Here is a 22,144-nt window from a genome sequence, read left to right as displayed (position 1 = left end):
TCCTGAAGTGCGTTGCCGCCGTCACGGGCTCGCGACAGGTCTCGCTGAGCCAGCTCGACAAGTACTCGCCGAGGCCGCATTCTCGGTGAAGTCGTTGGGGCGTCGGGGTTTCCTGACGCCCTACAACGTGCCCGGCGTCACGCCCGGCTCTGCCGGTACGCCTCGACCGTCTTCTCCGCGCACCGCCGCCACGTGAACCCGGACGCGTACGCCCGCCGTTCCGCCTGCGCCGCCGGAGTCGCCGGTGCCGCCACGGCCTGAGCCAGCCCCTCGGCCAACGCCTCGACGTCACCGACCGGCACGTGCAGCGCGTGCCCACCGGCGACCTCGCGCAACGCGGGCACGTCCGAGCACACCACCGGAACGTTGCACGCCAACGCTTCCAGCACCGGCAGCCCGAAACCCTCGTCCCGGGACGGCAGCACCAGGGCGGTGGCACCGGCCACCACGGACCGCAGGTGCACGTCCGGCAGGTACCCGGTCCGCAGCACCCGACCGTCCACACCGGACCGGCCGGGTCCGACGATCACCAACGGCGGCAACGACGGATCGGACGCGTGCGCCTTCACCAGGTACTGAAGTCCCTTGCGCGGGCCGTCCGCACCGACGAACAGCAGGTACTCCGACGGCAACCCCAGGCGGCCGCGCAGCGTGGCGGAGGGCGGTCGCGCCGCGTACCACGCCGGGTCGACGCCCAGCGGGGTCACGACGATTTTCTCCAGCGGCACCTCGAACCGTTCCGCCACAACGGAGGCGACGGCCGCGGTGGGCGTGCAGATCACGTCCGCGCGCTGGGCCGAGAGCCGGACCAGTTCCGGCAACCGGCGGTCCGACGGCGGCAGGTCGCCGGGCGAGTCGAGGAAGGCCAGGTCGTGGATCGTGACGACCCGGCCGGCGCGCACCGTCGGCGGCAGCACGAAGTTCGTGCCGTGCATGACGTCGGAGAACCCGGCCAGCATCTCGACCGGCGGGAACGGGGCGCTCAGCCACATCCGGCGCAACGCCCGTGCCGCCACGGGCAGGCCGCGCGCGGTGACGTCGTGCGGCAGGACCGTCCGCAACGCGCGCCAGCCGCGCAGGGTGAACGCGACCGCCCGTACGTCGGCCTCCTCTGGCATGGATGCCAGCTCTTCGGCCAATGCCGCGGTGTAGCGGCCGATTCCGGTGCGATGTCCGAGCAGGGGCGTGCCGTCGAGCAGCACGGAGAGGGGTTTAGCCATGTCCACCACGCGCGATCTTGCGCAGACGCCCCGTCGCCCGCTTGGCCAACTCGGTCGGGCCGCCCGCGTCCAGGTACTCGCGCACCAGCCGCAGGTCCCGCTTCACCTTGTCCGCCTTGCTCAACCCCGGTGTGCGCACCAGTGGTGCGGAGCCCGGCAGACGGTCCGCGGCGGGCCTGGGGTCGCGGCAGAACTCCGCCAGCGGCGCGAGCGCCGTCTCCCAGGTGAACCGCTCGCGGACGACGGCGATGCGCTCACGGCACGCGGCCGCGAACTCCTCGTCGTAGAGCACCTTCTCCAGCGCGTCGGCGAGCGCGTCCGGGTCCTCCGGCGGCACGACGACGCCCAAACCTTCCCGCAGCACCAGGTCCGCGAACGAGTCGCCGGACGTGGTGACGATCGGCAGCCCCGCCCACAGGTAGTCGAGCACCCGCGTGCGGAACGCGAACGTGGTCTCCACGTGCTCGTAGTGCGTGGTGACCCCGCACTGCGCGTCCAGCAGGTAGTTCTGCCGGTCGTGGTACGGCACCCAGCCGTCGTTGAAGAACACGTTCTCGCCGGTCAGCCCGAGCGACGCGGACAGCGCCCGCGTCTGGCCGGCGATGTCCATGTCCGGCACCTCGGGGTTCGGGTGCTTCATGCCGAGGAAGAACAGCTTCGCGTCGGACCGCCGCTCGCGCAACGAGCTCATCGCGTAGATCAACGACAGCGGGTCGAACCACGAGTACACGCCACCGGCCCAGATCACGACCTTGTCGGTCCCGGACACGCCCGGCACCACGCCCTTGATCGCCGGGCCCGTGCGCTGTGGCGGCTTGCCCGGCAGTCCGAAGGGGACGATCCCGAGCAGCGACTGGGTCGTGGGGTCGTTGTCGTACAACGTCGGCGTGAGCCGGCCCAGCGCGGCGAGGTGGCCGAGCCAGAAGTGCCGCTGCCGTTCGGACGCGCACAGGAAGAAGTCGCCGCGTTCGAGCTGGGTGTTCAGCACCCGCGTGACGGTCTTCAGGTCGAGGGCGCGCTTCTCGTCGGTGTCGTCCTTGCCCTGTTCCAGCAGCTCCAGGTGCATCGGGTCGTACATGTCGCAGACCACGATCTTGGTCGACGACGCCTTCTTCAGCTCGCTGACCATCTCCAGCGCGTGACCCTGCAGCACGATCACGTCCGCCCACGCGACGTGCGGCGGCAGCTCCTTCGGCCGCGCCCGCCCGACGGCGAACGGCGCGTCCGGCGGCACGCACAGCGGGTTCGTCGTGACGAGACGCACCTCGTGCTCGCCGGACAGCACGTCGGCCATGTGCCACGCGCGGATCGCGGGCCCGGCCATCCGGTCCGAGATCGCGTCACCGGTGATCACCAGGATCTTGCGCGGCTTGCCGAACACGTCGTCGAGCCCCAGCACGTCGACCAGGACGTCGTGCGCCGCGAGGTAGCGGGGCAGGGGATAGGCGGGTTCGAACGCCTTGCGCATCAACGGGACCAGGTCGGCGTCGGACCGGCGGCGCGCGGCCTGCTCGATCTTGCGCGACTCCGCCAGCGACGGCATCAGCTCGACGAACTGGTCGATCGCGAGGAACCCGGCCAGCGCCTGGCGCGACACCCCGACCGGCTCGCGGTCGGCCGCGGGGTCCGCCGGCCTGCGGGTGATCTCCAGCTGCGTCGGGTCGATCTCCCCGCGCGCGGTCGCCCGGCGCACGCACAGCGCCAGGGCCGCGGGCAGCACCTTCGCCAGCGTCTCGTCGGAGAAGTTCTTGTACAGCGACGCGAGTGCGTTGCGCTCCAGCAGGTACAGCTCGCGGCTGTGGTCGATCGAACTCATCGACGCGTGGTGGCGGTGGAACGTGAGCGACGCGGGCTCGTAGCGGACCCGCCAGCCGCGCAGGTTGAGCCGCCAGCCGAGGTCGACGTCCTCGTAGAACATGAAGAACCGGTCGTCGAACCCGCCGAGCTCGCGGTACACGTCCGCACGCACGAACATCGCCGAGCCCGTGCCGAACAGCACGTCGCGGGGGTCGTCGTGGGCACCGTCGTCGTCCTGGCCGGCGTGGCGCTTGTAGCCCATGCCGAACCAGGTCAGCCCGCCGTCCACGAAGTCGATCTTCTGGCCGTCCCAGTCGAGCACCTTGCTCGCGACCGCGCCGACCGACGGTTCCGAGTGGAACACCCTGATCGCCGTCTTGATCCACGCGCGGTCCGCGCGCGCGTCGTTGTTCAGGAACGCCAGCACGCTGCCCGTGGCGTGCTCGACGCCGAGGTTGCAGCCGCCCGCGAAGCCGAGGTTGCGCTCGGAGGTGACGATCTCGACGCCGGGCAGTTCCGCGGTGAGCCGCGCGGTGTCGTGCGCCTCGTTGTCGACGACGACCACCTGCAGCAGCTCGGCCGGGTAGTCCACCTCGGCCAGCCCGCGCACGCAGGTGATCGTGTCCTCCGCGCCTCGGTAGTTCACGACGACGACGGACACGACGGGCAGTGATGCGCGATCCACGGGCTAAGCCTGCCTCATCACTCTGCGCGCCCGCAGTGTGGTTGCACAGATCAGCAACAACAAGATCGCGATCGGCACCCCGAACACCCACTCGCCGGACCAGTCGTTGCGGTCGGCGAGCAACGGCCGCATGACCGGGTGCCGCAGCACGGTGGCCGGGCCCGGCGGCATCTTCTTCTCCTGCTCTCCCAGCACGACGATCCGCAGCTGCGCACCGTCCGGGCAGGTGAGGTGGTGTGCGAACGCCGGGTTGTCCGGGCCGGGCACGTCCTCGACGCTGGTGATCACGCACGTCTGGGGCGTGGCCAGCACGTCCATCAACGCGCGGTGACCGTCGCTGACCAGCACGGCCGTGCCGGGGATCGCGACCATGATCGCGGGCAGCACCAGCCACGCGGGCCCGAGCCTGGCGAGACCCCACGCGAACGCGAGCGACAGCAGGCAGCACGGGACCAGCACCGCGAGCTCGTACTTCTCGGGCACGACCGCGCCCAGCACGACGGCGGCGGCGATCGCGGCCAGCCCGATCACGATGAGCGGTACCGGTCGTCTCACGGCTGCCTTCCCATGCTGGGAGGACGCCTGCGGGCGGGAGAGGTTCCCGGTCACCCGCGTGTGAGGATCTTCACCCGCAACGTCAGCCCGGCCTTCACCAGCAGCCGGAACGGTGCCCACAGCACGCCCTGGTGCCGGTCGGCGAGGTAGCGGTAGGCGCTGCGGTGGTGCTCGCGCAGCATCCGGTCCGACGACCGCGCCGTGGAGTGGCCGCCGATGTGCGTGACCTCGGCGTCGGGCACGTAGACGTTCTGCCAGCCGGCCTTGCCGACCCGCTCGCCGAGGTCCACGTCCTCGAAGTACATGAAGTAGCGCTCGTCGAAGCCCCCGACCGAGTCGAACGCCTCGCGCCGCATCAGGAAGCAACTGCCCGACAGCCACCCGGCGGTGCGCTCGACCGGCGTCTTCTCCTGGCGGTACGCGCGCGTCCACGGGTTCGACTTCCAGAACGCGCCGAACACCGCGTGCCCGAGACCGCGGCCGAGCGACGGCAGCAGCCGCGCCGACGGGTAGACCTCACCGTTCGGCTCGCGGATCAGCGGCCCGAACATGCCGCCCCGCGGCCACCGGGACGCCGCCTCGATCAACGTGTCCACGCTGCCGGGGGCGAACTCGATGTCGGGGTTGGAGATCAGCACCCAGCCGACGTCCGGCCCCAGGGCCGCGACACCGCGGTTCGCGCCGCCGCCGTAGCCGAGGTTCCCGCCGGTCGGGAGGAACGTGACGTGCTCGCGTTCGGCCGCCACCTGCTCCGGCACGCCGTCGGTGGAACCGTTGTCGGCGAGGATCACCTGCACAGGGCGGGTGGTCGCCTTCGCCAGGGTGTCCACGAACGGTGCCAGCGTCTCGCCCGGCGAGTACGTGACCGTCACGACACCAAGTCCGTCGCCGTAGTTCACGCGCGACACAGTAGTGCGTCGGGTTTCACCGCCGGTGACGCACCAGCGCGGCCCGCTCGTAGGCCAGCCGGTGCCGTTCGGCGCTCACCGCCCACGAGAAGTCCTTCGCGCGCTGCTGCCCGGACGCGGCCAGGGCCGAGCGCCGGGCCGGGTCGTCGAGCAGGTCGGCGATCCCCACCGCGATGTCCCCCGCTCCGACACCGCAGTACGCGACCGCCTCGCCGCCCACCTCCGGCAGCGAGAGTCTTCGGGTGGTGAGCACGCAGGCGCCGCACGCCATGGCTTCGAGCACCGGCAGGCCGAAGCCCTCGCCGAGCGACGGGTACGCGACCAGCTCCGCGCCGCCCAGGAAGCCCGCGAGCTGCTCGAACGGCAGGTAGCCCGCGCGGATCACGCGGATCCGGTGCGGCACCGCGTCCAGGGCCCGTTCGACCTGGCTGTCCCAGCCGGGCTGACCGGCGAGAACCAGCGCGGGCGGGTTCTCGCGGCCGGCCACCGCCTGGGCGAAGCCCCGGATCAGCGCCGGGACGTTCTTGCGCGGTTCGAGCGCGCCGAGGAACGCCACGTAGGGCATGTCCCCCAACGACAACGTGCGCCGCACGGTCATGATCTCGTCCGGTGACGGCGGGTGGAAGCGCTCGGTGTCGACGCCGTGCTGGGCGATGTGCAGGACGCGGCGGTCGGCCCCGGCGACGCGCACCAGTTCGTCGGACGTGGCCTGGGACGGCACCACGCACAGGTCCGCGCGCTTCAGCGAGGCGCGGGTCCACGCGCGGAAGAAGCGCGCCTTGACCGACGAGTGCAGCACGGGGTCGGTGAAGAACGTGGCGTCGTGCAGCGTCACGACCGATGCGGCCTTGCTGGCCAACGGAAGTGTGTAGTGCGGTGAGTGCACGACGTCGATTCCCAGCGACCGCACCAGGCGCGGCAACGTCGTCTGCTCCCAGGCCAGGCGTGCTGTCCTGGTGGCGACGGCGTCCGCGGCCCGCACGACGCGGGCGTTCGGGGCGATCTTGGTGAACAGCTCCTCGTCGCGCGGCTGGCACACCACCGACAGCTTGGCGCCATCGGCGTCCAGCGCGGCGACGAGCGAATCCACGTAACGGCCGACGCCACCACGATCTGCGGGAACCGCGGTGGCGTCGATCAGCACGCTGGGTTCGGCGGTCGGCACGATCAGCTAGCGTAATGTCAGTTGCGAATGCGTTTAGCGGGATTGCACTAATCCGGTTGTTAAGCGTGCGTGTCCCAGACACCGCGTGCGGTGTTTGCCCAGGTGAACTCACTCGCCCGGGTGAGCCCCGACTCGACGGTGTGACGCGGATCAGTCAGGACGGCACGCAGACCTTCCGTCAACGACCCCAGATCGCCCCGTCGCACGACCGTTCCGGCGCCTCCCGCCACCTCCACGAGCGCGGGGTCGTCGGAGTGCACGACCGGTACGCCCGCGGCCATCGCCTCCAGCACCGGCAGCCCGAAACCCTCGGCCAGACTGGGTGCTGCCAGCACCGTCGCCCCCGCGAGCACCGACGCCAGCCGTTCGTCGGAGACCTTGCCCAGCAACGTCACGTGCGGTGCTCGAAGATCGACACCACCCCAGCCCTGCGGCCCGATCACGACCAGCGGGACGCGCAGTCGCCCGGTCGCCCGGACGAGCAGGTCGAAGCCCTTGCGCGGCTCGATCGTGCCGACCGCGAGCACGTACCGGTCGGGCAGATCGGCCGGTTTTTCGCCGACGAGCTTCGTGACTCCGTTGGGCACCACGTGGACCGGAACTTCGACGTGCAAGTGGGTCCGCAGTTGGTCCGCGACGGCCTGTGTCGGCACCACGAGCGCACGGGCCTGCCGGGCGGCCTTCTCGATGACCTTGCGGTGCCACGCGACCCCGCGCGGGGTCAGCGTTTCCGGGTGCGTCCACGGCACGACGTCGTGCACCGTCACGACCGCGCCCGGCAGCGGGGCGAGCGGCGTGGGCGCGTGCACGTGCGGGCCGAGCTTCGGCGGCAGTCCCCGTTCCCACAACGCCACCAGCACCCGGCGCGGCACCCTGATCACGCGGTCCGCACCGGCCGTCGCCGCGGTGGTGACGGTCCAGCCCGCGGGCGCGGTGTCCTTCAGGGCGCGCAGCAGCTCGGCCGTGTAGCGGCCGGTGCCGCCGGGGACGGGGGCGTTGAGTTGCTCGGTCAGCACTACGAGCTCGGGCACGTCGCGTACCGTCTCACGCCGTGTCGGCACTCAGCACCGTGGTGGTCGTGACGTGGCGCGGGCGTGCCCACATCACGGCGTGCCTGGACGCCCTCTCGGCCCAGAAGAGTCCACATAGGACGATCATCGTCGACAACGCGTCAGACGACGGCACAGCCGCGTTGATCAGCGGACATGAGGTCGTGCGGCTGCCGCGCAACCGCGGTTACGCGGGCGGGCTGGCCGCTGTGCTCGACCTCGTCGACACCCCGTACGTGGCGTGGCTCAACGACGACGCCGTGCCGGACCCGTCGTGGCTCACCGAGCTGGAGCACGCTCTCGACGGTGATCCGGCCGCGGCCGCCGCCACGTCGTCGATCCTGCTGACGGACGGCTCGACGCAGTCCGTCGGTGTGGCGTTGACCTCGGACGGCTACGGCAAGGACGTCGTGCTCGCCGGGCGCGAGGTGTTCGGGTTCTGCGGCGGCGCGGCCTTGCTGCGGACGGCCGAGCTGCGTGCTGTGGGTGGCGTGCCGGCGAGCTTCTTCTGCTACTACGAGGACACCGACACGGCGTGGCGGCTGCGGCTGGCCGGGCACCGGGTGATCTCGGTGGGGCCGGCGCGGGTGCGGCACCGGCACGGCGCGAGCACGCGGCCGGGTTCGGCGTTGTTCCACCGGTGGAACGAGCGCAACCGGCTGCTGATGCTGCTGCGGTGCGCGCCGGGGCCGGTGGCGGTGCGGGAGCTGGCGCGGTTCGGAGTGATCACGGCGTTGCTGCCGGTGCGCGGGGATGTGCCCGATGCGGCCAACTTCACGTTCGGCCTGCGGGCGCGGGTGTTCGGCGAGGTGCTGCTGAGAATGCCCGCGACGGTCGTGCAGCGGCTCGTGATCGGCGCGCGGTCGAAGGTCGCCCGCCGCGTGGTGTGGCGGGAGTGGGCCGGTCGCTAGACCGTCACAGGGGGCCGTTGAGGCGCTGTGACAGGGAGTTCCGGTGCTGCTGGTGGTTCGAGACCGTCGGGATCACACCGGGCTGCACGACCTGGGTGATCTCCGCGTCGTCCGCGGGAGCCGGCGGCCTCTGCTGGGCGGGCATCGGCGGCGGCTGCTGCTGGTGGTGGTGCGGCCGCTGGTGACCGATCTGGGCCGGCGGGATGATCATGGTCGAGTCCGGGTCCTGGCGCGGGTCCACGGCGTTGACCAGCGTGCGGGGGATCTGGAGCGTGTCGGACGCGTCCATGGGGGACGTCATGTTGTCCGGCGTCACGATGTTCCGCCCACGTGCGCGGGCGCGGGCGAGCATGGCGTCGGCCCGGTCGCGGGGGTCCATGTCGGATTTAGCTCCTTGCCGGGACCAGATCCCGTATGACGATCTGCTTCGTGTCAGAGTATTCCGTCGAACGGCTCGCTGTAACGCGGAGGAGGAAAAAGGTGCACGGCGTCGAAGCTGTGGTGCTGGTCGGGGGCAAGGGCACCCGTCTTCGCCCGCTGACCCTGTCCGCTCCCAAGCCCATGCTGCCGACCGCGGGGGTGCCCTTCCTGACCCACCTGTTGTCGCGGATCAAGGAGGCCGGCATCACGCACGTGGTGCTCGGCACGTCCTACAAGGCCGAGGTGTTCGAGGAGTACTTCGGCGACGGGTCCCGGCTGGGGCTTGAGCTCGAGTACGTGGTCGAGGAGGTCCCGCTCGACACCGCGGGTGCCATCCGCAACGTCGCGGACAAGCTGCGCGAACCCGACGTGATGGTCTTCAACGGCGACATCCTCTCGGGCGTCGACCTGACGGGGATCGTGGACACGCACCGCAAGCACGAGGCGGACGTCACGCTGCACCTGGTGAAGGTCGCGGACCCGCGCGCGTTCGGCTGCGTGCCGACCGACGACGAGGGCCGCGTGCAGGCGTTCCTTGAGAAGACCGAGAACCCGCCGACCGACCAGATCAACGCCGGTTGCTACGTGTTCCGGCGCGAGGTCATCGAGGCCATCCCGGCGGGCCGCCCGGTGTCGGTGGAGCGCGAGACGTTCCCCGGTCTGCTGGAGGCGGGCCGTCGCCTGCAGGGCCACGTCGACGCCACGTACTGGCTCGACCTGGGCAAGCCGGAGGCGTTCGTGCAGGGCTCGGCCGACCTGGTCCGCGGTGTCGCGCCGTCGGCCGCCGTCGCGCAGCCCGGTGACTTCCTGGTGCTGGAGGGCTCGTCGATCCACGAGGGCGCCACGGTTCGCGGTGGCTCGGCGGTCGGCGCCCGGTGCACGGTCGCGGACGGCGCGGTGCTCGACGGCGCGATCCTGTTCGACGGCGCGGTCGTCGGTGAGGGCGCGGTGGTCGAGCGCTCGATCGTCGGCGCCGGTGCGCTGGTGCAGGCCGGTGCGGTGCTGCGGGACGCGGTCGTGGGCGACTCGGCCGTGATCGGTGCGCGGTGCGAGCTGATCGGCGGGGCGCGCGTGTGGCCGGGCGTGGTGCTGCCCGAGGCCGGCGTGCGCTTCTCGACGGATGCCTAGGAGATCCTGGACACCACCGTTCCCGCTGGACCTGGGCGCGGTGCTCGGACCGCTGCGCCGCGGACCGGGTGATCCGTCCTTCTCCGCGGAGGGCGGCATCTGGTTCGCCGCGAACACCCCGTGCGGTCCGGGAACTCTGCACGTGCGCCGCACCTCGGGAGTCATCGAGGCCGAGGCGTGGGGCGACGGCGGCGGGTGGCTGCTCGACGGCCTGCCCGCCCTGCTCGGCGCGGACGACCCGGTCGACGAGTTCGTCGCCCACCACCCGATCATCGCCGAAGCCCGTCGCCAACGCCCCGGCCTGCGGCTCGGCGCGTGCGGGCGGGTCTGGGACCTGCTGTTCGCCTCGATCCTGGAGCAGAAGGTCACCGGCAAGGAGGCGTTCCGGACGTGGCGCGAACTGGGCCGCCGCTTCGGCGAGCCCGCACCCGGACCGATGCCGCTCAAGGTCCCGCCGACACCTCATCGGCTGCTGTCGTTGCAGGACTGGGAATGGCACCAGTGCGGTCTCGACGGCGCGCGCCGCCGCACGTTGGTCAACGCCGCCCAGGTCGCGCACCGGCTGGAGAAGGCCGCCGAGATGCGCAGCCGCGAGCTGCTGGAGAAGGTGCCCGGCATCGGCGTGTGGACCTCGGCCGAGGTGGCGCAACGGTCGTGGGGCGACCCGGACGCGGTGAGCGTGGGGGACTACCACGTCGCGAAGAACGTGGGCTGGGCGTTGACCGGCACGCCCGTGGACGACGACGGCATGATGGAGCTGCTGGAACCGTACAAACCACAGCGCCACCGGGCCGTTCGCTACCTGGAGGCGGCGGGGATGCAGCGGCCGCGGCGAGCCCCGAGGTTCTCGCCGCGCGACTACCGCGAGTTCTAACGCAGCCTGGCCAGTGCCGACTCGATCAGCGGGTGCAGGTCGTCCACGTTGTCGGGCAACGAGTCCAGCGGCCACCACTGCAGGTCCACCGACTCGGCCGACCGCACCGGCTGCGCGCCGACCGGTGCCCGCACGAGGAACCGCACGTCGAAGTGCCGCGTCGGCTTGCCGAGCGAGCAGGTGATCGGGTGCACGTCGAGGTGGATCGGCGTCGGCTCGATCCGCAGCCCGCGCATCCCGGACTCCTCGGTGGCCTCCCGCAGGGCGGCCGCGGCCAGCGTCTCGTCCTCCGGCTCGCAGTGGCCGCCGAGCTGCAGCCACCGGCCCACGCGCGGGTGCAGCGTGAGCAGGGCGTGCTCCGCGGTGGCGTCCAGGACGAGTGCCGACGCCGTGAGGTGGCCGGGTTCGCAGGAGCGCCGGCAGGCGTCCTCGCGGGCTGCCAGAAAGCCCAGGTAGGCCTCCTTCAACGCGTCCTGGCCGGTGAACCGGCTCAGCGTGGAGACCGCGTCGTCGTGCAGTGTCACAGCTCGATCAGTCCTTCCAGCGGCTCCCGCGGTGTCAGCGGCTCCGTCGGATGCCCGACCGCCACCGCGCCGAGCGGCTCCCAGTCCTCCGGCACCCCCAGCACCGACCGCACCACGTCCGCGCAGAAGATCGTCGACGACACCCAGCACGACCCGAGCCCCTCGGCGGCCAGCGCCACCAACAAGCCCTGCACCGCGGCGCCACCGGCGACCGTGAACATCGTCTTCTCGGCCTCTGACCTGCGCTGGTCCGGGTACGCGTGCGCTCCGTCGCGGACCAGGAACGGCACCACGATCTCCGGTGCCTCCACCAGCAGGTCGCCCCGCCGCACCCGGCGCGCGATCTGCTCGTCGGTGAACCCGTCGCCGCGCAGGTCCGCCTCCCACTGCGCACGCATCGCCCGCAGCAACTCAGCGCGCTTCTCCCGCACCAGCACGAACCGCAGCGGCTTGGTGTGGTGCGGCGCGGGCGCGGTCAACGCCGCACCGACCGCACGTCGCACGGCAGCGACGTCGACGGGTTCGGGCGAGTAGAACCGCACGGACCGCCGCATCAGCACGGCCTCGGCCCGGCCCTGGGCCAGCGCCTCCTCCGTGCCGAGCCGGAACAGGTCCTCGTGCGTCGGCCTGGCCAGGTCGCGGGCGGACGAGCCGTCGTCCACCACGTCGAACCCGCGCAGCACCGCCACCGGCACCGCGCCGAGCTTGCCCTTGACCAGGTCGGCGGCCGCGGCGATCTCGTCGGCGACCGCCACGGACGTCACGACCAGCTCGTTGCCGTGCTCGTCGATCGAACCGGCGTAGTTGTGCAGCACGCGGATGCCGGACGCGCCGATCGCGGCGTCGGTCTGGCCCATTCGCCACGCCCGGCCCATCGTGTCGGTGACGATCACCGCGACCTCGACGCCGAGCAGGCCCTTCAACGCGCCGCGCAACGCCGCCGCCGAGCCGTCCGGGTCGACGGGGAGCAGCGCGATCTCGTCGCCCGCCACGTTGGAGGCGTCGACGCCCGAGGCGGCCTGCACGATGCCGAGCTTGTTCTCGGTGATCAGCGTGCGCATCTTGCGGGCCAGCACGCGAACGGACTCGGCCTCTACGTGCGCGCGGCGGATCCGGTCGCGTTCCTCCGGGTCGGCGGGCACGCTGACCAGCCGTCCCTCTACTTTGGACAGCACCTTGGACGTGACGACCAGCACGTCGCCGTCGCGCAGCCAGGGCGCGGCGGCGGCGATCGCGCCCGCGAGGTCGTCGCCGGGGCGGAACTCCGGCAGGCCCGGTACCGGCAGCAGCTCCAGCGCCGCGGCGGCGTGATCAGTCAACGTCGACTCCGGCCAGCTCCAGCGCGTCACGGGCCATCTGCGCCGTGGCGTCCACATCGGACATCAGCAGCGGAACCGCGCGAACCGCGACACCCGGCACGTCGGCGCTGTCGCCGGTGTGCACCAGCCACGCGTCGAGGATGCCGTCCTCCGAGCACTTGCGGGACCCGTAGTGCCGTCCGACCGCCTCGGCCGAGGTCTCGACACCGATCGCGTCCAAACAAGCGTCGGCCATACCGCGCAACGGTTTCCCGCCGATGATCGGCGACAGGCCCACGACACCGGCCTCGGTCTTGCGCAGCGCGTCGCGCACACCGGGCACGTTCAAGATCGTGCCGATGCTCACCACCGGGTTGGACGGGGCCAGGATCACCGCGTCCGCCTCGGCGATCGCCTCCAGCACGCCCGGCCCGGCGGTGGCGGCCTCGGCACCGACGAACGCGAACGACTGCGCGGGCAGCGCCGCCCGGTGCTTGACCCACCACTCCTGGAAGTGGATCGCCTTCGGCTCGCCGTCCAGCTCGACGACGACGTGCGTCTCCACCCGGTCGTCGGACATCGGCAGCAGCCGCACGCCCGGCTGCCAGCGGTCGCACAGCGCCTCGGTGACGGCCGACAGCGGATAGCCGGCGCGCAGCATGCGAGTGCGCACGAGGTGCGTCGCGATGTCGCGGTCGCCGAGCCCGAACCAGGTCGGTTCGGCGCCGTACGCAGCGAGCTCCTCCTTGACGGTCCACGACTCGTTCGCGCGGCCCCAGCCGCGTTCGGTGTCGATCCCGCCGCCCAGCGTGTACATGCAGGTGTCGAGGTCGGGCGTGATGCGCAACCCGTGCATCCACACGTCATCGCCGGTGTTGACCACCGCGGTGACGTCAGCCCCCTGTCCTTGATGTGACAGTTGTTTGAGTCCCTGCAGGAACCTCGCGCCGCCGACCCCGCCGACCAGTGCTACGACCTTCACGCCGCACCATGCTTCCACAGTGCCGCGGCACGCCTACAGGTAGCGCCAGAACGCGAACGCGACCGCGCCGGAACCGGCAGAGCCCCGGTCGCCGCCGATCGCCTCGAACACCGCGGACGCCGCCTGGAAGAACAGCACGTTGACCTCGGAGAAGGTCAGCAGCACGGCGAAGAGCACCAGCGGTGCCCACATCCTGGCCTTCGCGCCGAACTGCTGCGCCTGGTACGGCATGAACGGCTCCCAGACGCCCCAGCCGTCCAGGCCGGGAATCGGAAGGATGTTCAGCAGGAACGCGACCACCTGCAACAAAGCCAGGTACGAAATTGCGCCCGCGAGCGCGGCAGGCGGCGAGAACAGCGTGACGATTCCCGCGAGGATCACGCCGATCGCGAGGTTCGCGGCGGGGCCGGCGAGTGAGACGAGCGACTCGATCTTCTTCGAGCGCAGCGCGTGGTGGTTGATCCACACCGCGCCACCCGGAAGGGGAATTCCGCCGACGGCGAGGAGCACGAGCGGCAGCACGATGCTCAGCACGGGATCGGTGTAACGGCGGATGTCGAGGGTCAGATATCCCTTGTCCCGCACGGAGAAATCGCCGCCCTTGTAGGCCACGGCGGCGTGCCCGAACTCGTGCAGGCACAGCGTCACCGCCCACCCGGCGAGTACGAAGAGGATGGTGCCCGCGATGATGGCGACGTCACCTTCGAGCAGGGTGAGAGCAGCTCCGGCGACGGTTGCCGCGAGCAGGCCGAGGAACAGTGGACTGGGGCGCACCGCTGATCGCTTCACCCCTCCAGTGTGGCGTGTCGGCTGGTGTGGTGGGCCGTTCGGGGACCCCTTGCGACGCGTGAATCACTGTCTGTGCTGCCAGTCAAGGTTTTTGCGGCCATCTGCGCGAATATCCCCCGACGTGTGGACTCCGCTTGACCGCCCGCTGTGACGCAGGTGTAATCACATCGGTGTCATTCGTCGTTGTGGGAACGGCGTCTGGCGTCCGCCAACCGGGGAGAGCGGAAGGCGAGGAGGCGGACGAAATGCAGGAATTCGAAGAAGATCACGTCGCGCAGCCGGTTGTGCAGGGCGAGCTGTCGTACCTGTTCGACCCTGCCGACGAGCAGGACTGGCAGGAGCGTGCGCTCTGCGCGCAGACGGATCCCGAGGCGTTCTTCCCCGAAAAGGGTGGTTCGACGCGGGAGGCCAAGCGCATCTGCCTGGGCTGCGAGGTCCGGTCGGAGTGCCTTGAGTACGCGCTCCAGCACGACGAACGCTTCGGCATCTGGGGCGGTCTCTCGGAGAGGGAACGCCGCAAGCTGAAGAAGCGAGCCGTCTAGCCGGTCAAAAGTGTGATCTTTGTGCCTTAACTTGAGGACGTGACAAGTCCTCACCCGAGGCTCCGGACTGCGCCGGTGCTGTGCGTCCTGGTCTGCCACGACGGCGACCAGTGGCTCAGCACGGCGCTGTCCGCGTTGCGGCGTCAGCGAATTCGCCCTCGGCACGTGATCGCGGTCGACACCGGGTCTCACGACCGCACGGCGAAGATCCTGGCGGAGGCGGAAGATCTGCTGGACGGCGTGCTGACCCTGCCGCGCGGCACGGGTTTCGGCACGGCCGTGCGCGTGGCCGTCGAGCACGCCGTCGAACGGTGGGGCGATCCCGGCAAGTGGCTGTGGTTGCTGCACGACGACAGCGCGCCCGAACCCGACTGCCTGGCCGCCCTGCTGACCGCGGCCGAGGTGTCTCCCAGCGCTGCCGTGCTGGGCCCGCTGTGCCTCGATTGGGTGGATTCTCGGCTGGTCGTCGAGGCAGGTCTGTCGACGGATTCTTCAGGACATCGACAGCTCGGCCTTTCGTCCGCCGAACACTCCGCCTCGTTCCAGCAGAGCACCGAGGTGCTGGCGGTGTCGTCGGCCGGTTCGCTGATCCGCCGCGAGGTGTGGCACGCGCTGGGCGGCTACGACGAGGCGATGCCGCTGCTGCGCGACGACGTCGACTTCGGCTGGCGCGTCAACCGGGCCGGTCATTTGGTCCTGTGCGTTCCCGTGGCCCGAATGCGCCACGCTCGCGCCGCAACTAAAGGTGCACGCCGTTTGGATGCGGCCATGGCCCGTCCCGGTCCATCGTTTCGTGGCGTCGACCGCGCGCACGGCATGCGCACGTTCCTGGTCAACACCTCGGGTTTCTCGTTCCTCATCGGACTTCCGCGACTGCTGTTTCTGTCTTTGCTGCGGGCGCTGGGTTTCCTCTTTCTGCGCCGCTTCGCCGACGCGCACGCCGAAGTGGGCGCCGCCCGCTACCTCCTGACCAGGGGCCGTCTGCTGCAGGGTCGCCGCGCGCGCCGCGGGTCCGCCGTGGTGCGCGGCCTGTTCACCTCGCGACTGACCAGGTTCCGCAACGCGGTGCGCGCCGGTGCCGCCTTCCTGATCCGCCGCCGGGTCGAGGCCGACGCCGCGCTGGGCCGCCTGCCCGCGTCCGACGCTCGTTCGGCGTGGCTCGAACCGTCCGAAGTGGACGTCCCGCTGGTCGGCCCCTCGGCGTTGCCCGCCGGCGCGGCTCGGGGCCGTCCGCGGGTGGCCGGTCTGCGCCGGCCACCGGTCGTCGTGCCGGTCGACGCGGCGCTGCCCGGTGCACTGCGGCCTTCACCACGTCCCCGGCCGTCTCCGGGCCCGCGCGGCGCGGAGATGGTCTTCGTCGAGGTCGACCAGTCGCGGGTGCTGCGGTCGTTGCTGCTGGCCCCTCCGGTGCTGCTGGTGCTGGCCCTGTCGGTGGTCGCGGTGGTGGCCAACTGGTCGCGGCTCGGGTTGGACCTGGCCGGCGGCCGGCTGCTCCCCGTCGGGTCGCTGGGGTCGGTCTGGTCGACCTATCTCGACTCCTGGCATCCGGTGTTCGGCGGCACCGCCGCGCCCGCTCCGGCCGCTCTGGCCGTCCTGGGGCTGATCCCCGGCGGCCCTTCGTTCGCGGTCGCGTTGTTGATGCTCGGCGACATCCCCCTCGCGGCGTTGTCGGCGTACATCGCGTCACGCGGCATGCGCGTGCGACGGTCCGTGCGCGCGGTGGTGGCGGCCTTCTACGGATTGCTGCCAGTGGCCACGACGGCCGTGGCGGAGGGACGGTTGGACGTCGTCGTCGTCCACGTCGTGACGCCCGTGGTGTTCGCCGGCGTGTACGCGGTGTTGCGCGCGTCGTCCACGCACGCGTGGTTGCCCATGGCCTCCGGCACGGCGATCGGCGTCGCGGTGCTCGGGGCGTTCTCACCGTTGACCCACGCCGTGACGATCGTCGGCGCCCTGGGCGGCTTCGTCGCGGTGTCCGGCGGGGCGCGGCGCATCGCCGCGTTGTTCGCCATCGTGCTGTTGCCGATGGCGTTGTTGTTGCCTTGGCCGGCCGTGTTGCTGCAACACCCCGAGATGGTGCTGAACGGGCTCGGCGCGGTGTTCTCGTCACCTCCGCCGAACCTGATCGTGTGCTCGGTGTTCGTGGCGGCGGCGTTCGCGGCCGCGGTGCTGCGCCCCAACGCCGCGATGCTGCCGGGGCTGTTCGTGATCGTGCTGGCCATCGGTTCGCTGGCGGCCGTCGCGGCCGTTCAGGCCTGGCCGGGGACCCCGTTGGTGATCCTGGCGTGGGGGCTCGTGTGCGTGGTGCTCGCCGGGTGTCAGCGCGGGGTGCCGCCCGGCGTCGCCGGACAGGTCCGGGTGCGGCGGGCCGTGTACGCGGTCGGTGTGGTGACGCTGGTCAGCCTCGGGGTCGCCGGGCTGCTCGACCTGAGGTCCGGGCCGTTGCGGGCCGACGGCGGCACGCGCCTGTCGGAGTCGTTGACGGCCGAGCTGGAGCGGACCGGGCGGTCCGTGCTGATCCTCGGAGCGCCGGTCCGGCAGGTGGCCGGGCGGATGCCCGCGTTCGGGGACGACGACCTGATGCCCACCGTGTCGTCGCCGGCTCGGTTGCGGCGCTGGAACTCGTCGCTGCTGGACGGGGCCGCGCCCGCGGTGAAGGTGGCCCTGGCTCAGGCGGCTTCGTCCGGCGTGACGTTCGTGGTGCTGCCGTCCGAGGAGGCCGCGGCTCGGGTGCGCAGCGCGGCCGGGGAACTGGTCTCGGTCGCGCCCGCGGCTTCGGACGGGCGTCCCGTGCTGCGGCTGAGGTTCGCCGCCGACACCGGGGTGCTGCTCGCGCCTGACCTCGCCCGGCGGGCGCGGACCGGCGGGGATCCGCCGGTCGAGCTGGCCGCGGCCGGGGTGTCACCGGTGAACGTGTCGCTGCCCGAGGTCGCGGTGCGGGTCTCCGCCGGTGGGGACGGGCGGGTGCTGGTGCTCGCCGCCGAGGACGAGCCGGGGTGGACGGTGTCCGTGGACGGCGTGCAGGTGCCGGTGGTCCGGGCCTGGGGCCACCTGGTCGGGGTGCCGTTGCCGGGCTCGGCCGCCGAGGTCCGGGCGGAGATGTCGACCACGCTGCGGGACTTCCTGCTGCTGGCGCAGGCCGCAGCAGCCCTGTTCACACTCCTGACCGCGATCCCAACCCGCCGCCGCCCCTAACCCCTAACCCCTGCCGCCGCCGCAGCCGCTGCCGCACGCGGGGCCCTCCCGTACTCCAGGAGAGTACGAAAGCTCCCCGCGTACTTCCGGACCACTGGATGCGGTGTGGGTTGGTTGTTGGCGCACGTGGGGCCCTTTCGTACTGCAGGAGAGTACGAAAGCTCCCCGCGTACTTCCGGACCACTGGATGCGGTGTGGGTTGGTTGTTGGCGCACGTGGGGCCCTTTCGTACTCCAGGAGAGTACGAAAGCTCCCCGTGTACTTCTGGGCCGTTGGGTGTGGTGTGGGTTGGTTGTTGGCGCACGTGGGGCCCTTTCGTACTGCAGGAGAGTACGAAAGCTCCCCGCGTACTTCCGGGCCACTGGATGTGGTGTGGGTTGGTGTTGGCGCACGCGGGGCCCTTTCGTACTGCAGGAGAGTACGAAAGCTCCCCGCGTGCCGTGCGGAGCAGGCGGGTGGGCGGTGTGAGAAGGGACTCAGCCCTCGTCGATCACGTCCGGGTCCAGGCCCAGGTAGTTCGCCACCTGCTCGACCAGGACGTCGTGCACCAGGTCCGCCAGGTCCGCGCCGTCCTTCGCGCGGGCCTCCAGCGGGCGCCGGTAGAGAACGATTCGGGCACGTTGGTCGGACCCGGCGGGCAGCAGGCGGGCGAGCGGGACGTTGCCGTCCTCCACCACGCCGTCCTCGCCCTCCACCTGCACGTCGGGCACGTCGTCGACGGCCACGTCGAGCTGGGTGAGCTCGGTGCGCCAGCGGGCCTCGATGGGCTCCAGAGCCTCGATGACCAGGGCGTCGAAGCGTTCGGCGCGGGAGCGGGCGGCCGGCAGGGTGGCCGGGTAGAGAGGGCCGCGCAGGCCTCGGCCGTGCCGGTCTCGGTTGCGCCGACGCGGCGAGTCCTGTCGACGTGAACCTCGTGCCATCACCACAACCCAGCAGCCTAGTTGCTGCGCCGGGAGAGCAAACACAGCGTGCCTCACACACAGGCTCGCGTGGACGCGCTATCGTCCCCGATCGTGCGGAGCGTGAGACGGTGCTCGCGAACCGGGTGTGCTAACCCGGCTGTCGCCACGCTCACCTACGCCTATGCGGACTCCACCGCAGTCGTCGGACCGCTCGCCACGTACTCCGAACCGCACAGCTACGACCTGTGCGAGGAGCACGCGTTGCGGCTCACGGCGCCGCGCGGGTGGGAGGTCGTCAGGCATCAGGGTGAGTTCGCGGCGCCCGAGCCGAGCGTGGACGACCTGACGGCGCTGGCCGAGGCCGTGCGCGAGGCTGGGCGGGCTGATGTGACCCCCAAGGTGCCCGATGTGCCCGCGGGCACGCAGAGGCGTGGTCACCTGCGGGTATTGCCTGATCCGCACGAGGACTGACTGACCACACGCATCACTAATCCTCTCGCCGGTAGGCTGCCGGGGCAGTGGCCGTCAAGAGCGAGTTTCGGGAGTGTGCGGCGTGCGTGACCTGTCCGGCATCGTCAAGGCGTACGACATCCGTGGGGTGGTCGGCGAGCAGCTGGACGCCGGCGTAGTGCGCGACTTCGGCGCGGCTTTCGCGCGGCTGGTGGGCGGGCCCGCCATCGTCATCGGTCACGACATGCGCGACTCGTCGCCCGAGCTGTCCAGGGCGTTCGCCGAGGGTGCGCAGGCGCAGGGCGTCAACGTCATCAGCATCGGCCTGGCCAGCACGGACATGCTCTACTTCGCGTCCGGCAAGCTCGACCTGCCCGGTGCCATGTTCACCGCGAGCCACAACCCCGCGCAGTACAACGGCATCAAGCTCTGCCGCGCGGGCGCGAGCCCCGTCGGGCAGGACTCCGGGCTCGCGCAGATCCGCCAGGACGCCGAGAACCAGGTGCCGGACGCCGAGGGCGTCGAGCGCGGGACGTTCGAAGAGCGCAACATGCTCGCGGACTACGCGGCGTACCTGAACGAGCTGGTCAACCTGAAGGACATCCGCCCGCTCAAGATCGTCGTGGACGCGGGCAACGGCATGGGCGGCTACACGGTGCCGCAGGTCTTCGAGGGCCTGCCCATCGAGGTGATCCCCATGTACTTCGAGCTCGACGGCAGCTTCCCGAACCACGAGGCGAACCCGCTCGACCCCAAGAACATCGTCGACCTGCAGGCCCGCACGAAGGCCGAGGGCGCGGACGCGGGTGTCGCGTTCGACGGTGACGCGGACCGCTGCTTCGTCGTGGACGAGAACGGCGACCCGGTGAGCCCGTCGGCGATCACCGCGCTGGTCGCGGTGCGCGAGCTGGCGAAGGACCCCGGCGGCACGATCATCCACAACCTGATCACCTCGCACGCGGTGCCGGAGATCGTGCGCGAGCACGGCGGCCAGCCGGTGCGCACGCGCGTCGGGCACTCGTTCATCAAGGAGGAGATGGCCAAGACGGGAGCCATCTTCGGTGGCGAGCACTCCGCCCACTACTACTTCCGCGACTTCTGGCGTGCCGACACCGGCATGCTGGCCGCGCTGCACGTGCTGGCCGCGCTGGGCGAGCAGGACGGTCCGCTGTCGAAGCTGACCGAGGTCTACAACCGCTACGCCGCCTCCGGTGAGATCAACTCGACCGTGTCCGACCAGGCCGGCCGGATCGCCGCGATCAAGGAGGAGTTCGGTTCCCGCGACGGCGTCACGCTGGACGAGCTGGACGGTCTCACCGTGCAGCTGGCGGACGGGTCGTGGTTCAACCTGCGGGCCTCGAACACCGAGCCGCTGCTGCGCCTGAACGTCGAAGCCGCCAACGACGAGGCCGTCGCCGCACTGCGCGACGAGGTCCTCGCGATCGTGCGGGCCTGAGGGGGAACAGAAGTGGCCGTCAAGCTCGAAGAGCAGTTGCTGGAGATCCTCGCCTGCCCGTGCCCCGAGCACGCGCCGTTGCAGGTCGGGAAGCCGGACGACCCGGAGGCGGACTTCCTCACGTGCACCGCGTGCGGACGTTCCTTCCCGGTGCGCGACGGCATCCCGGTACTGCTGCTGGACGAGGCGGTCGAGCCGCCCTCGGCTGGGTGATCCGGTGCTCGACGACATGCTGCTCGACGACCCGAGCCGCCTCGCCGACGCCGACACCGGTGGCTGGCTGAGGGCTGCCGCTCGGGCGGGAGCACAGGTCCGTTCCACCGCCGAGGCCGCGGCCGAGGCGGGGGTGGAGCGGATCTTCTCCGAACGCCCGCGCGCGGTCGTGCTGGTCACCCGGCCCGGCCACTCGGTGGCGGTCGCCCACGTCGTCATGGCGTTGCTGGGTCCGGGCTGCTCGGTGCCGGTCGTGGTGTCCGACGAGGTGCCGCCGTGGGTCGGCGCGCTCGACGTGGTGCTCGCGCACACGGAGGACCCCGGTGACCGCGTGCTCGCCGAGTCGATCGACCGCGCTTCCCGTCGTGGCGCGCGCACGCTGCTGACGGCGCCCGACGCCGGTCCGGTCGCCGCCGCTGCGGCGGGCCAGGCCGTGCTGCTCGCTCCACGCGTCGACGTGCCGCCGGGCTTCAGCTTCCACCGTGCGCTCGCCGCATGGCTCACCGTGCTGAACTCGCTCAACCTGCTCAAGGTCGACATCGGCCTGATCGCGGACGAGCTCGACCGCGAGGCCGAGCGCGACCACCCGATGCACGAGTCGTTCGTGAACCCGGCGAAGTCGCTCGCGCTGCGCGTCGCCGACCGCACGCCGCTGCTGTGGGGCCTCGACGAGGTCGCCACGTCGGTGGGCGTGCACGGCGCGGGCGTGCTGGCGGCGTTCGCCGGGATTGCCTGCGATGTCGCCGGGTATCCGCAGGCGCTGACCCGCCCGGTGCTGCACCGCCGCGCGGTGCAGGGGACTTCTGGCGCGGACCTGTTCGCCGACCCGGACGACGAGATGGGAACTCCGGGTCTCGTCCGCGTGCTGTTGCTGGCCGTTCGCCAGGGCCCGGTGGCCGATGCTGTTCGGCACGCTGCCGAGGACGCCCTGCCGGGAGCCGACGTGCTGGAGCCGGCCGTCGAGGTGGCGGGAGGCGACGCGGTCAGCGCCGCGCTGCTCGCGCTCCGCTTCGAACTGGCCGCGCTTTACCTCGGGCTCGCCGCCGGAACGCTCGGCGGCAACCCGTACTGATTTGGGAGC

At 71.3% G+C, this 22,144-nt stretch carries 21 protein-coding genes; 9 read left to right on the top strand and 12 right to left on the bottom strand.

Features of this window, described 5'->3' with window-relative positions; genetic code table 11:
• Positions 1–137: 137 nt before the first annotated feature.
• The 6 genes from ACWEIJ_RS01345 to ACWEIJ_RS01320 form a co-directional block, all read right to left on the bottom strand.
• Complete coding sequence (locus ACWEIJ_RS01345) at positions 138–1,220, bottom strand: glycosyltransferase family 4 protein (RefSeq protein WP_449835223.1); 1,083 nt, start codon at positions 1,218–1,220, stop codon at positions 138–140.
• Positions 1,213–3,702 (bottom strand): glycosyltransferase, encoded by a 2,490-nt coding sequence (locus ACWEIJ_RS01340; protein WP_449835222.1) that lies wholly within the window; start codon positions 3,700–3,702, stop codon positions 1,213–1,215. The genes ACWEIJ_RS01345 and ACWEIJ_RS01340 overlap by 8 nt, the downstream gene beginning before the upstream one ends.
• Before the next feature lie 3 nt (positions 3,703–3,705).
• Positions 3,706–4,257: a hypothetical protein gene (locus ACWEIJ_RS01335; protein WP_449835221.1), complete on the bottom strand. Its 552-nt coding sequence runs from the start codon at positions 4,255–4,257 to the stop codon at positions 3,706–3,708.
• 50 nt (positions 4,258–4,307) lie between these two features.
• Entirely contained in the window at positions 4,308–5,156 is an 849-nt protein-coding gene (locus ACWEIJ_RS01330; RefSeq protein ID WP_449835220.1) for a glycosyltransferase family 2 protein, read from the bottom strand.
• 25 nt (positions 5,157–5,181) lie between these two features.
• Positions 5,182–6,309, bottom strand: a complete 1,128-nt coding sequence (locus ACWEIJ_RS01325; RefSeq protein ID WP_449835723.1) for a glycosyltransferase family 4 protein — start codon at positions 6,307–6,309, stop codon at positions 5,182–5,184.
• An 80-nt stretch (positions 6,310–6,389) separates the two neighbouring features.
• A complete protein-coding gene (locus ACWEIJ_RS01320; protein ID WP_449835219.1) occupies positions 6,390–7,361 on the bottom strand; it encodes a glycosyltransferase family 4 protein in 972 nt (323 codons plus the stop codon).
• Positions 7,362–7,381: 20 nt separating this feature from the next.
• Here ACWEIJ_RS01320 and ACWEIJ_RS01315 point away from each other — a divergent pair, with 20 nt between their 5' ends.
• Positions 7,382–8,290, top strand: coding sequence for a glycosyltransferase family 2 protein (locus ACWEIJ_RS01315; protein ID WP_449835218.1), 909 nt, complete (start codon positions 7,382–7,384; stop codon positions 8,288–8,290).
• A 4-nt stretch (positions 8,291–8,294) separates the two neighbouring features.
• On the opposite strand, the gene ACWEIJ_RS01310 is transcribed toward ACWEIJ_RS01315, so the two are convergent.
• Positions 8,295–8,669, bottom strand: coding sequence for a hypothetical protein (locus tag ACWEIJ_RS01310; RefSeq protein ID WP_449835217.1), 375 nt, complete (start codon positions 8,667–8,669; stop codon positions 8,295–8,297).
• A gap of 101 nt (positions 8,670–8,770) precedes the next feature.
• Between ACWEIJ_RS01310 and ACWEIJ_RS01305 the strand changes: the two genes are divergently transcribed.
• Positions 8,771–9,838 (top strand): sugar phosphate nucleotidyltransferase, encoded by a 1,068-nt coding sequence (locus tag ACWEIJ_RS01305; protein ID WP_449835216.1) that lies wholly within the window; start codon positions 8,771–8,773, stop codon positions 9,836–9,838.
• Positions 9,831–10,712, top strand: a complete 882-nt coding sequence (locus tag ACWEIJ_RS01300) for a DNA-3-methyladenine glycosylase family protein (RefSeq protein WP_449835215.1) — start codon at positions 9,831–9,833, stop codon at positions 10,710–10,712. The genes ACWEIJ_RS01305 and ACWEIJ_RS01300 overlap by 8 nt, the downstream gene beginning before the upstream one ends.
• On the opposite strand, the gene ACWEIJ_RS01295 is transcribed toward ACWEIJ_RS01300, so the two are convergent.
• From ACWEIJ_RS01295 to ACWEIJ_RS01280, 4 genes are read right to left on the bottom strand one after another with little or no spacing between them, the layout of a single operon-like run.
• Entirely contained in the window at positions 10,709–11,236 is a 528-nt protein-coding gene (locus ACWEIJ_RS01295) for an NUDIX hydrolase (RefSeq protein WP_449835214.1), read from the bottom strand. The genes ACWEIJ_RS01300 and ACWEIJ_RS01295 overlap by 4 nt on opposite strands.
• Positions 11,233–12,612: a coenzyme F420-0:L-glutamate ligase gene (locus ACWEIJ_RS01290; RefSeq protein ID WP_449835213.1), complete on the bottom strand. Its 1,380-nt coding sequence runs from the start codon at positions 12,610–12,612 to the stop codon at positions 11,233–11,235. The genes ACWEIJ_RS01295 and ACWEIJ_RS01290 overlap by 4 nt, the downstream gene beginning before the upstream one ends.
• A complete protein-coding gene (gene cofD, locus ACWEIJ_RS01285; RefSeq protein WP_449835212.1) occupies positions 12,548–13,516 on the bottom strand; it encodes a 2-phospho-L-lactate transferase in 969 nt (322 codons plus the stop codon). The genes ACWEIJ_RS01290 and cofD overlap by 65 nt, the downstream gene beginning before the upstream one ends.
• A gap of 33 nt (positions 13,517–13,549) precedes the next feature.
• Positions 13,550–14,305, bottom strand: coding sequence for a site-2 protease family protein (locus tag ACWEIJ_RS01280; RefSeq protein WP_449835211.1), 756 nt, complete (start codon positions 14,303–14,305; stop codon positions 13,550–13,552).
• Between the two features lie 245 nt (positions 14,306–14,550).
• On the opposite strand from ACWEIJ_RS01280, the gene ACWEIJ_RS01275 reads away from it, so the two are divergent.
• Positions 14,551–14,847: a WhiB family transcriptional regulator gene (locus tag ACWEIJ_RS01275; RefSeq protein WP_045315329.1), complete on the top strand. Its 297-nt coding sequence runs from the start codon at positions 14,551–14,553 to the stop codon at positions 14,845–14,847.
• A gap of 39 nt (positions 14,848–14,886) precedes the next feature.
• The gene (locus ACWEIJ_RS01270; protein ID WP_449835210.1) at positions 14,887–18,042 is read left to right on the top strand and encodes a glycosyltransferase; all 3,156 of its coding nucleotides are present in this window, start codon (positions 14,887–14,889) and stop codon (positions 18,040–18,042) included.
• Between the two features lie 476 nt (positions 18,043–18,518).
• On the opposite strand, the gene ACWEIJ_RS01265 is transcribed toward ACWEIJ_RS01270, so the two are convergent.
• Positions 18,519–18,962: a metallopeptidase family protein gene (locus tag ACWEIJ_RS01265; RefSeq protein ID WP_086660853.1), complete on the bottom strand. Its 444-nt coding sequence runs from the start codon at positions 18,960–18,962 to the stop codon at positions 18,519–18,521.
• A 93-nt stretch (positions 18,963–19,055) separates the two neighbouring features.
• Between ACWEIJ_RS01265 and ACWEIJ_RS01260 the strand changes: the two genes are divergently transcribed.
• The 4 genes from ACWEIJ_RS01260 to ACWEIJ_RS01245 all read left to right on the top strand — a co-directional run bounded on the left by ACWEIJ_RS01260 (position 19,056) and on the right by ACWEIJ_RS01245 (position 22,135).
• Entirely contained in the window at positions 19,056–19,415 is a 360-nt protein-coding gene (locus ACWEIJ_RS01260; RefSeq protein WP_355445061.1) for a DUF3499 domain-containing protein, read from the top strand.
• A gap of 82 nt (positions 19,416–19,497) precedes the next feature.
• Entirely contained in the window at positions 19,498–20,850 is a 1,353-nt protein-coding gene (locus tag ACWEIJ_RS01255; protein WP_449835209.1) for a phosphomannomutase/phosphoglucomutase, read from the top strand.
• Positions 20,851–20,862: 12 nt separating this feature from the next.
• On the top strand, positions 20,863–21,063 hold the full coding sequence (locus ACWEIJ_RS01250) for a Trm112 family protein (RefSeq protein ID WP_189257721.1): 201 nt from the start codon (positions 20,863–20,865) through the stop codon (positions 21,061–21,063).
• A gap of 4 nt (positions 21,064–21,067) precedes the next feature.
• Complete coding sequence (locus ACWEIJ_RS01245) at positions 21,068–22,135, top strand: hypothetical protein (RefSeq protein WP_449835208.1); 1,068 nt, start codon at positions 21,068–21,070, stop codon at positions 22,133–22,135.
• The last annotated feature ends 9 nt before the right edge of the window (positions 22,136–22,144 follow it).

It is taken from the genome of Lentzea sp. NPDC004789, assembly GCF_053601075.1.
The sequence above is the reverse complement of the archived record's forward strand: the minus strand, read 5'-3'. Positions and strand labels throughout refer to the sequence as shown.

Bases quoted from the DNA above. Each gene is read 5' to 3' on its own strand.
- ACWEIJ_RS01345 (WP_449835223.1), bottom strand. From the start codon at position 1,220: ATGGCTAAACCCCTCTCCGTGCTGCTCGACGGCACGCCCCTGCTCGGA.
- ACWEIJ_RS01290 (WP_449835213.1), bottom strand. From the start codon at position 12,612: ATGTGGACGCCACGGCGCAGATGGCCCGTGACGCGCTGGAGCTGGCCG.
- ACWEIJ_RS01275 (WP_045315329.1), top strand. From the start codon at position 14,551: ATGCAGGAATTCGAAGAAGATCACGTCGCGCAGCCGGTTGTGCAGGGC.
- ACWEIJ_RS01310 (WP_449835217.1), bottom strand. From the start codon at position 8,669: ATGGACCCCCGCGACCGGGCCGACGCCATGCTCGCCCGCGCCCGCGCA.
- ACWEIJ_RS01300 (WP_449835215.1), top strand. From the start codon at position 9,831: ATGCCTAGGAGATCCTGGACACCACCGTTCCCGCTGGACCTGGGCGCG.
- ACWEIJ_RS01265 (WP_086660853.1), bottom strand. From the start codon at position 18,962: ATGGCACGAGGTTCACGTCGACAGGACTCGCCGCGTCGGCGCAACCGA.